This window comes from Tessaracoccus bendigoensis DSM 12906 (assembly GCF_900141915.1).
GTDB classification, from domain to species: domain Bacteria; phylum Actinomycetota; class Actinomycetes; order Propionibacteriales; family Propionibacteriaceae; genus Arachnia; species Arachnia bendigoensis.
Genome location: NZ_FQZG01000034.1, coordinates 31860 through 40806, shown reverse-complemented (window position 1 = coordinate 40806; position 8947 = coordinate 31860). Strand labels below are relative to the sequence as shown.

Here is an 8947-nt window from a genome sequence, read left to right as displayed (position 1 = left end):
GGCAGTGGCCGATACTCGACCCCAGACGGAGCAAAATCGACCACTGGCCGATTTTCGGAAGGGGTCCCCGGCCTCGACGGCGCGCACGAGCGACCGCTCAGTCGTCGTCCTCGACGCCGTGGGCCGCGATCATCTCCACGAGCGTGTCCACGCTCACCCCGGGACCGTTGCTCAACTCACCGATCTTGCTGCGGTCCTTGAGCACCACGATCCGGTCGCTCATCCTGACCACCTCGCTGAACTCCGAGGAGATGAACACGATCGCCATGCCCCGGTCGACCAGCTTCGCGATCTTCGCCTGCAGGTCCACCTTCGACGCGATGTCGATGCCACGGGTCGGCTCGTCGAGGATCATCACCAACGGCCGGGTCGCGAACAGCCTGGCCAGCATGACCTTCTGCTGCGCCCCACCAGATAGGAACCTGGCAGGCAGATCCACGGGCACCGCACCGATTCCGAAGTTCTCAATCGACCACGTGACCAGTTCGTCGCGCTCCCGCTTCGAAACCGGATGACGCCAGCCCCTCAGCGCCTGCAACCCGATCACGATGTTGTCGGCCACGGACAGGTCACCGACGATGCCGAGTTCCGCCCTCTGCTCGGTCGAAGCCACCACCCTGTGTGCCAGGGCATCCCCGGGCCCGGAGAGGCGGACCCGCACACCGTCGATGCTGATCTCCCCCGCATCAGGCTTCGAAATCCCGGAGATCAGGGCAGCCAACTCGGTGCGTCCTGAGCCCCGCAGCCCTGCGAAGCCGACGATCTCCCCTCGGTAGAGCGCAAGGTCAGTCGGTTCGACGACGCCGTCCTGCGCGATGCCTCGCGCCTCCAACACCGGCTCCCCCTCGGGCTCCTGGTGATGCGCGCGCCGCTCTGAGCCGATCTGGCGAAGCCCTTCGATGTCGCCGCCGAGCATCTTGGAGATCAGTTCAACGCGGTCGATCTCCCTTGTCTTGAACTCACCCTTCACCCGACCGTCCCGTAGCACCGTCATCCGGTCGCTGATCGCGTAGACCTGCTCCAGGAAGTGCGAGACGAATACGATCGCGACCCCTCGACCCTTCAGTGCCCGGATGATCTGAAACAGCCGCTGCACCTCTTGCGGTTCGAGGCTGGAGGTGGGCTCGTCGAGCAGCAGGACCCGTGGTCGACTGACCATGGCCCTTGCGATCGCCACAAGCTGTTGGACCGCCGGAGGGAGTTCTCCGAGACGTGCAGACAGGTTCAGGTCGTCCAGCCCGAGGTCCCCCAGCACCTCTGCGGCACGGGCCTTCGTGGCCCGCCAGTTGATGCCAAGGAGGCCACGCGCCTCGTGGCCGAGCATGACGTTCTCGACGACCGTCATCTTGGGCCCGAGGTGGATGTCCTGAAAGGCCGTCCCGATGCCGTAGGCGCGGCTGGCCGCCGGGCTGGCGATGCTGATCGCCTCGCCATCAAGTAGCACCTCGCCCGCATCGACGGGGCAGACGCCGTTGAGGACCTTGATCACGGTTGACTTGCCCGCACCGTTCTCCCCCATCAGCGCGTGTACCTCGCCCGGATAGAGCCGCAGGCTGACCCCGTCGAGCGCAACCACGTTGGGGAACGTGACCGTCACCTCACGTAACTCCAGCAGCGGCTCTGCCGTCATGAGGTTCGCCTCGGTGCCGCCGTCGACTCCCGAACCACCAGCTCCACCGGCAGCTTCGTACGCTTTGGCACCTCGCGCCCCTCGGCCGCGGAGATCAGCGCACCAACCACTTTTGACCCGAGCTGACGGAGATCCTGACGCACTGTCGTCAGGGGAGGAAGGAAGTGGGCCGCAAGCGGCACATCGTCGAAGCCGACGATGCTGACCTCTTCCGGGACGCCGATACCGCGGCTCGCGAAGCCGTGAACCAGGCCAAGGGCCATCTCATCGTTGGCCGAGAAGATGGCCGTGAAATCGGGGCGGCGTTTGAGAGAAATCGCATAGTCGTACGCGAAGTCCGCGGACCAATCCCCCACCACGATGGGCCGCTCCCGGAGCTTCCAATCCCGGCTACGGGTGTGGAACGCACGTTCCCGGGCCCTGGCATCGAGCCAGTCGAGTGGGCCCGAGAGATGAAGGATGTCGCGGTGCCCCAATTCGGCCAGGTGGTCGACGGCCAGCATGGCACCCTGCTGCTGATCCAGCGACGTCGTGAGGAAGTTTGCATCGTTGTCGGCCTTGATGGCGAGCACCGGCACCCCCGGGTTCAACTCCCGCAGCGCAGACAGGGAAGAAGATCTCGGCGCGATGATGCAGAGCGCGTCTATGCCCTGGCCCGTCAACTGATCGACCGCGGCCTGCGTGTCGCCGTTCCGCTCCGAGTGGAGACTGACCGAAGTCACCGAATAGTCTGCGAGGCCGGCAGCCAGTTCGATTCCCCGCAGCGTGGTGCTCGGGCCGTAGGCCGATGAGGCTTCGACGAGCACTCCGATACGGCGGTTGCGCTGGGTCGCGAGTGCCCGCGCGGCGCTGTTGGGGCGGAAGTTGAGTTCCTCGATCACCGCGAGGACCCGCTGTCGAGTATCGGGCTTGATGTTGGGGTGGTTGTTGAGGACGCGCGAAACCGTCATGTGTGAGACCCCGGCCAGCGACGCCACATGCCGGATGTTGGGCCGCTCGGGGGTCGGGTTCTCGGTCACCTTCCACCCACCTCCACCGCAGAGCATAGCGCCGACCCGGGGCACTGCCGAGCGGCGCCCGGGCCGGTGCCCGGGTCAGTCGAGCAGCGTGCGATCGGAGAGGCTCGCTCCCTTGATCTTCGAGAACTCCTGGAGCAACTGGTCTGCGGTGATCGACTTCTTCGCCTCCTCGTCGACCTCGAGCACGATGCGTCCCTCGTGCATCATGATCAGGCGGTTGCCCAACTCGATTGCCTGATGCATGTTGTGGGTAACCATCAGCGCCGTCAGGTGGTTCCTCGCCACCGCTTCGCCGGTCAACCGGGTGATCAGTTCGGCCCGTGACGGGTCGAGCGCGGCGGTGTGCTCATCGAGCAGCAGGATGGACGGCTTCGCGTACGTCGCCATCAACAGGCTCAGAGCCTGCCGTTGCCCGCCGGACAGCATCCCGACCCTCATCTGGAGGCGGTCCTCGAGCCCGAGCTCCAGCGTTCGGAGAGCCTTGCGATACACCTCGCGGCCGCTCCGTGTAACTGCCATCCCGAGGCCCCGACCCTGTCCCCGTCGAAACGCGATCGCCAGGTTCTCCTCGATGGTCAGGTGCGGCGAAGTACCCGCCATCGGATCCTGGAAGACGCGGGCGACCCACGTCGCCCGTTTGTGTTCGGGGGCCTTGGTGACGTCGCGGCCGTCGATGACCACCTTGCCGCCGTCGGTCGGGTATCGACCGGAGATGACGTTGAGCATCGTCGACTTGCCCGCACCGTTGGAACCGATCACCGTGACGAAGTCGCCCTCGTTCAACGTGAGCGACACCTCATCCAAGGCGATCCGCTCGTTGATGGTTCCGGGGAAGAAGCGTTTGGTCACGCGATCCAGCTTGAGCATCACTTGCCGCCTTCCGCGACGGCCTGGGCCGTCCTGCGCCGGATCCGGAGCCTCTTGAACGGGCCCCATTGTGGCAGCACCAGGGCTGCCACCACGAGTACTGCCGAGATCAACTTCATGTCGTTGGGGTTGAGCCCGACCATCAGGGCGGCCTGGATCACTCCGCGGTAGATGATGGATCCGAGAACCGCGGCGAGGATGGCCTGCCACACCGATGTCATGCCGAAGATGGCCTGGCCGACGATCACCGATGCCAACCCGGCGACGATGATGCCGATGCCCATCGAGATGTCAGCGAAACCCTGGTACTGCACGATCAGGGCGCCGCAGAGACCGACCATGCCGTTGGAGATCATCAGTCCGACGATCTTCGTGACGCCGGTGTTGATGCCCTGCGAACGGGCCATCAACTCGTTGTCCCCGGTGGCACGGAGAGCGACCCCGTAGCTGGTGCCGAGGAACAGGTACAGCAACAGACCCACCACCAAAACGACCACGGCGAAGATCGCCACGGACACCCAGGTGCGCATCAGGTCGTGGTCCTTGAGCCAGGAGAAGGCCGTCTCGGTCCGCAGGAGGGGGATGTTGGCCTTGTTCCCCATGATCCTCAGGTTGATCGAGTACAGCGCAATCTGGGTGAGGATGCCAGCGAGCAACGCATTGATGTTGCCCCAGACGTGCAGCAGACCGGTGACGGCGCCCGCGAGCATCCCTGCGACCACGCCGCCGATCATCGCCAGCGGCACCGGCAGCCCACCGACGATCATCATGGCGCATGTGGCAGCGCCCGTGGTGAACGATCCGTCGACGGTCAGGTCGGGGAAGTCCAGCACGCGGTAGGTCAGGTAGACCCCCAACGCCATGACGGCGTATAGGAGTCCCAGCTCCACGGCGACGATCACGGGATCAGAACTGCTTCGTGGCGCGCGAGATGATCGACTCCGGCAGTTCGATTCCCTGCTTGGCACCCATTTCCGGGTTCACGAACAGATCAAACTCCTTCTGCGTCTCGACGGGGATGTCGGCCGCATTGGCGCCTTCCAACAGCTTGATCATGATCGCGGCCGCGTCCCTGCCCTGCTGCGTGTAGTTGACCGAAAGGCCTGCGGCTGCACCGCGTTCGATGGTGGCCTCGTCTGAGGCGAACACCGGGATCTGCTTCTGCTCACCGATCTGGATGACCGACTCCGCCGCGGAGACCACGGTGTTATCGGTCGGCACTAGGAAGGCGTCCACATCGAGGGAATCCGCCGTCTGCTGCACCTCGGAGGAGTTGGTGACGGTGGCCTTCTTGATCTCCAGCCCGAGTTCGCTTGCGGCAGCCTCGGCCTCGGTGACCTGCACCTCGGAATTGACCTCACCCGAGGAGTAGATGATGCCGACAGTCGCCACATCCGGCAGCGCCTCCTTGATCAGCTCGAGCTGCTCCTTCATCGGGTTGAGATCGGAGACTCCGGTGAGGTTCGCGTCCGGCGTTTCCCAGTCGTTGACGAGGCCAGCGGCGACCGGGTCGGTTACAGCAGCGAAGACGATCGGCCGGTCGGTGATGGCGTTGGCCAGAGACTGGGCGGTGGGCGTGGCGATCGCCAGGAAGCCGTCATTGTCGGACGACGCGAACGTGGAGGCGATGTTCGTCAGCGTCGACTGGTCCCCCTGCGCGTTCTCCTCGTCGAAGGTGACTTCATAGTCCGACTCGGCAAAGGCCGCCTTGAACCCTGCGGCAACGGCGTCCAGGGCGGGGTGCGTCGCGATCTGCGCGATGCCGATCTTGTATGCCTCCTTCGGGGCTTCGGCGGAGGGGGACGAGCCGGCATCGACGCCACCACAGGCGGTCAACGAGACGGCGGCGAGGATGCCGAGGGCGGCAACGGCCTTGAGGTTCATGATTCTCCTTGTGCAGGGCTGTGCGGTTGACAGGATAGGTTCTCAGGAGGTTCCCCACGCCTCCGTCCACCGCTCAGCTTGTGGTCGCTGCCCGCTTGACAACGTCTTCAGGGATGGTAACGCCCATACGCTCTGCGGCCTCCTGGTTGATCGCGATCTCGAGTTCCTTCTGGAGTTCGACGGGAGTCGTTGCCGGGTCCGCACCTCCCAGGATGCGGGAGACGATGCCGGCGGTCTGCCTGCCCTGCGCCTCGTAGTCGGTGGCAAGCGCCGCAGCTGCGCCCCGGGCCACGGAGTCGGCGTCCGAGGTGACAAGCAACCGTTGGCGCTCCTCCGCAACCTGGACCATCGACTCGATGGCGGAGACCACCGTGTTGTCCACCAAGGCGAAATAGGCATCTACATCGAGTGACTCCGCGGCCTGTTGCACCTCGGATGAGTTGGTGACGGTTGCGGTCTTGACGTCGATGCCCAGTTCCCGGCCTGCCTCCACAGCGGCTTCCGCCTGGACCTGCGCGTTGACCTCGGCCGCCGAGTAGACGATTCCGACGCTCTCGACGCTGGGGTCGATATCGAGGATCAGCTTCAGCTGTTCATCGGTCGGCAACTGGTCACTGGTGCCGGTCACGTTTCCGCCTGGCACCTCCATCGAGTCGACGAGACCCGCCGCCACAGGATCGGTGACCGAAGCGAAGATGACGGGCCGATCCTGTACCACCTGGGCGAGCGCCTGGGCCGGGGGCGTCGCGATGGCGACGAACAGGTCGTTGTCGGAGGCCGAATAGGTGTTGACGATGTTCGACAACGTGGCCAGATCATTCTGCGGGTTCTGAAGCTCGATCGTGAGGTTCTGACCCTCGTCATAGCCGTTCTCTGCCAGACCGGCCACCAGACCGTCGTACAGGGCATCAAGCGATGGATGTGTCACGATCGTGACCACACCGATCTTGACGTGCGCCTTGGCGTCGGCCGACTCCACCGACGGTTCAGGGGTCTGCCCGCAGGCGGCCGTCAGCAGCACGGCAGCAAGCGCTGCCCCGGTCAAGGTTCGACGCAACATGGGTGGAGCCACCTTCTTCTCCTCGGTGTGACACAACTTACCGAACCGTACTCTCCCCATCAGCATGCGGGCTTGGTTCGGGTGGGGGACGCGAAAAGAGGGGCCCGTTCGGACCCCTCTTTTGCAGACGCTGCGTTCTACTTGGCTTCTGAGGCCACGGCCTCTTCCACGACTTCGGCGTCCTCCGCGTCAGCCACGACCTCAGCCGGGGCTTCCTCCTCAACTGGAGCTTCCTCAACCGGGGCTTCCTCGACCGGGGCGGCCGCCCTGGCTGGCTTTGCCTTCGGTGCGACCTGCTCGGTGAGGATCTCGATCACGGCCATCGGAGCGTTGTCACCCTTGCGGGGACCGATCTTCGTGATGCGGGTGTAGCCACCTTCACGGCCTTCGAGCGACGGAGCGATCTCGTCAAACAGCTTCTTGACCAGCTTGTCGCTGGCCTTGACCGGCACGCCGAGCTCCTGCTTCTTCTCGAACAGGGTTGCGAGCACCAGGCGACGCGAGTGTAGGTCGCCGCGCTTGGCCTTGGTGAGGACCTTCTCGGCGAAGGGCTGCACGCGACGGGCCTTCGTCTCGGTGGTGGTGATCCGGCCATGCTCGATGAGCTGGCTGGTCAGGTTGCGCAGGATCATGCGCTCGTGGGTGGGGCTGCCGCCCAGGCGGGCGCCCTTGGTTGGCTTGGGCATTGGTTTGTTCTCCGTGAGTGTCTAAGTGCTAGGTGCGGTCAGTACTGCTCGGTCTCGGCGAAATCGCCGTCTTCCGATTCCTCGTCGTAACGCTCGATCGCCTGCATCGGGTCGAAGCCCGGGTGCGAGTCACGCAGCGCGAGGCCCAGACCGGCGAGGGTCTCCTTGACCTCGTCGATCGACTTGGAGCCGAAGTTGCGGATGTCGAGCAGATCCTCTTCGCTGCGGGCGACGAGCTCACCAACGGTGTGGATCCCCTCGCGCTTCAGGCAGTTGTAGGAGCGGACCGACAGCTCGAGATCCTCAACAGGAAGGCTCAGCGATTCGGCGATCTGCTCGTCCACAGGGGACGGACCGATCTCGATGCCTTCGGCGTCGACGTTGAGTTCGCGGGCGAGCCCGAAGAGCTCGACGAGCGTACGGCCGGCGGAGGCGACAGCGTCCCGCGGCAGGATCGAAGGCTTGGTCTCGACATCGATGATCAACCGATCGAAGTCCGTGCGCTGCGCGACACGGGTGGCCTCGACCTTGTAGGTGACCTTCAGAACCGGCGAGTAGATCGAGTCGACCGGGATACGGCCGATCTCAGCATCAGGATTCTTGTTCTGGACGCTGGACACGTAGCCACGCCCGCGCTCCACCACCAGTTCCATCTCGAGCTTGCCGTTGTCGTTGAGCGTGGCGATGTGCAGTTCCGGGTTGTGGATCTCCACACCTGCCGGAGGCTGGATGTCGCCCGCGGTGACCGCGCCGACACCTGCCTTGCGCAGGTACATGACGACGGGCTCGTCCTCCTCGGACGAGAGCACGAGGCCCTTGAGGTTGAGGATGATCTCGGTGACGTCCTCAACGACGCCCTCCAGGGTGGAGAACTCGTGCTGGTTGCCTTCGATCTTGATGCTGGTCGCCGCCGCGCCCGGAATGGACGAGAGCAGGGTGCGACGCAGCGAGTTGCCGAGCGTGTATCCGAACCCAGGCTCCAGCGGTTCGATGATGAACCGGGAACGGAGGTCGGAGACGACCTCCTCGGAGAGGGTGGGGCGCTGTGCGATGAGCATGGACTGTTCCTTCCCGCGTCAACCGCTATTTGATGACGCGATGTGAGGTGTGGCCGCAAAACGTTTGGCCACAGGTGTTGCGGTGGCCGGGTGGCCACCGCAACCTGGGTGATTACTTCGAGTAGAGCTCGACGATCATCTGCTCAGCCACGTCGACCACGATCTGCTCGCGGACGGGGAGCTGGTGCACGAGGATCCGCATCCGGTTCGGACGGGCCTCAAGCCAAGCAGGAACCGTGCGCTCGCCGTGGGTCTCACGGGCGATGACGAACGGGGTCAGGTTGAGCGACTTCTCCGCGACATCGATGATGTCGTGGGCGCGGACCCGGTAGGACGGGATGTTGACGCGGACCCCGTTGACGACGAAGTGGCCGTGCACGACGAGTTGGCGGGCCTGGCGACGCGTGGCCGCGAAGCCAGCGCGGTAGACCACGTTGTCGAGCCGGGACTCCAGGATCTGGAGCAGCCGGTCGCCGGTCTTACCCGGGTAGCGATCGGCCTCTTCGTAGTAGCGACGGAACTGCTTCTCGAGCACGCCGTACGCGTAACGGGCCTTCTGCTTCTCCTTGAGCTGCAGCGAGTATTCGGAGTCCTTGGTGCGACCGCGTCCATGCACACCCGGGGGGTACGGACGACGCTCGAATGCCTTGTCGTTGCCGACGAGGTCGGTCCCGAGGCGACGGGACTTCTTGGTGATCGGGCCTGTGTAACGAGCCATGGTGCTAGTCCTTTCCTATCCCGGC

General features: G+C 64.7%; 9 protein-coding genes. All 9 read right to left on the bottom strand.

From position 1 onward, the window contains the following. Positions 1 to 97: 97 nt before the first annotated feature. Positions 98 to 1630 (bottom strand): sugar ABC transporter ATP-binding protein, encoded by a 1533-nt coding sequence (locus tag BUC15_RS10345; RefSeq protein ID WP_073187901.1) that lies wholly within the window; start codon positions 1628 to 1630, stop codon positions 98 to 100. Further along, complete coding sequence (locus tag BUC15_RS10340) at positions 1627 to 2649, bottom strand: LacI family DNA-binding transcriptional regulator (protein WP_217652198.1); 1023 nt, start codon at positions 2647 to 2649, stop codon at positions 1627 to 1629. Before BUC15_RS10340 ends, BUC15_RS10345 begins: the two co-directional genes overlap by 4 nt. 75 nt (positions 2650 to 2724) lie before the next feature. Then, entirely contained in the window at positions 2725 to 3516 is a 792-nt protein-coding gene (locus BUC15_RS10335; protein ID WP_073187895.1) for an ABC transporter ATP-binding protein, read from the bottom strand. Next, positions 3516 to 4418: an ABC transporter permease gene (locus BUC15_RS10330; RefSeq protein WP_073187892.1), complete on the bottom strand. Its 903-nt coding sequence runs from the start codon at positions 4416 to 4418 to the stop codon at positions 3516 to 3518. Before BUC15_RS10330 ends, BUC15_RS10335 begins: the two co-directional genes overlap by 1 nt. A 4-nt stretch (positions 4419 to 4422) precedes the next feature. After that, entirely contained in the window at positions 4423 to 5400 is a 978-nt protein-coding gene (locus BUC15_RS10325; RefSeq protein WP_073187889.1) for an ABC transporter substrate-binding protein, read from the bottom strand. A 73-nt stretch (positions 5401 to 5473) separates the two neighbouring features. Beyond that, a complete protein-coding gene (locus BUC15_RS10320; protein ID WP_073187887.1) occupies positions 5474 to 6460 on the bottom strand; it encodes an ABC transporter substrate-binding protein in 987 nt (328 codons plus the stop codon). 137 nt (positions 6461 to 6597) lie between these two features. Beyond that, entirely contained in the window at positions 6598 to 7146 is a 549-nt protein-coding gene (gene rplQ / locus BUC15_RS10315) for a 50S ribosomal protein L17 (RefSeq protein WP_073187885.1), read from the bottom strand. Between the two features lie 38 nt (positions 7147 to 7184). After that, positions 7185 to 8204, bottom strand: a complete 1020-nt coding sequence (locus tag BUC15_RS10310) for a DNA-directed RNA polymerase subunit alpha (RefSeq protein WP_073187884.1) — start codon at positions 8202 to 8204, stop codon at positions 7185 to 7187. Positions 8205 to 8316: 112 nt separating this feature from the next. Next, entirely contained in the window at positions 8317 to 8922 is a 606-nt protein-coding gene (gene rpsD, locus BUC15_RS10305) for a 30S ribosomal protein S4 (RefSeq protein ID WP_073187881.1), read from the bottom strand. Between the last annotated feature and the right edge of the window lie 25 nt (positions 8923 to 8947).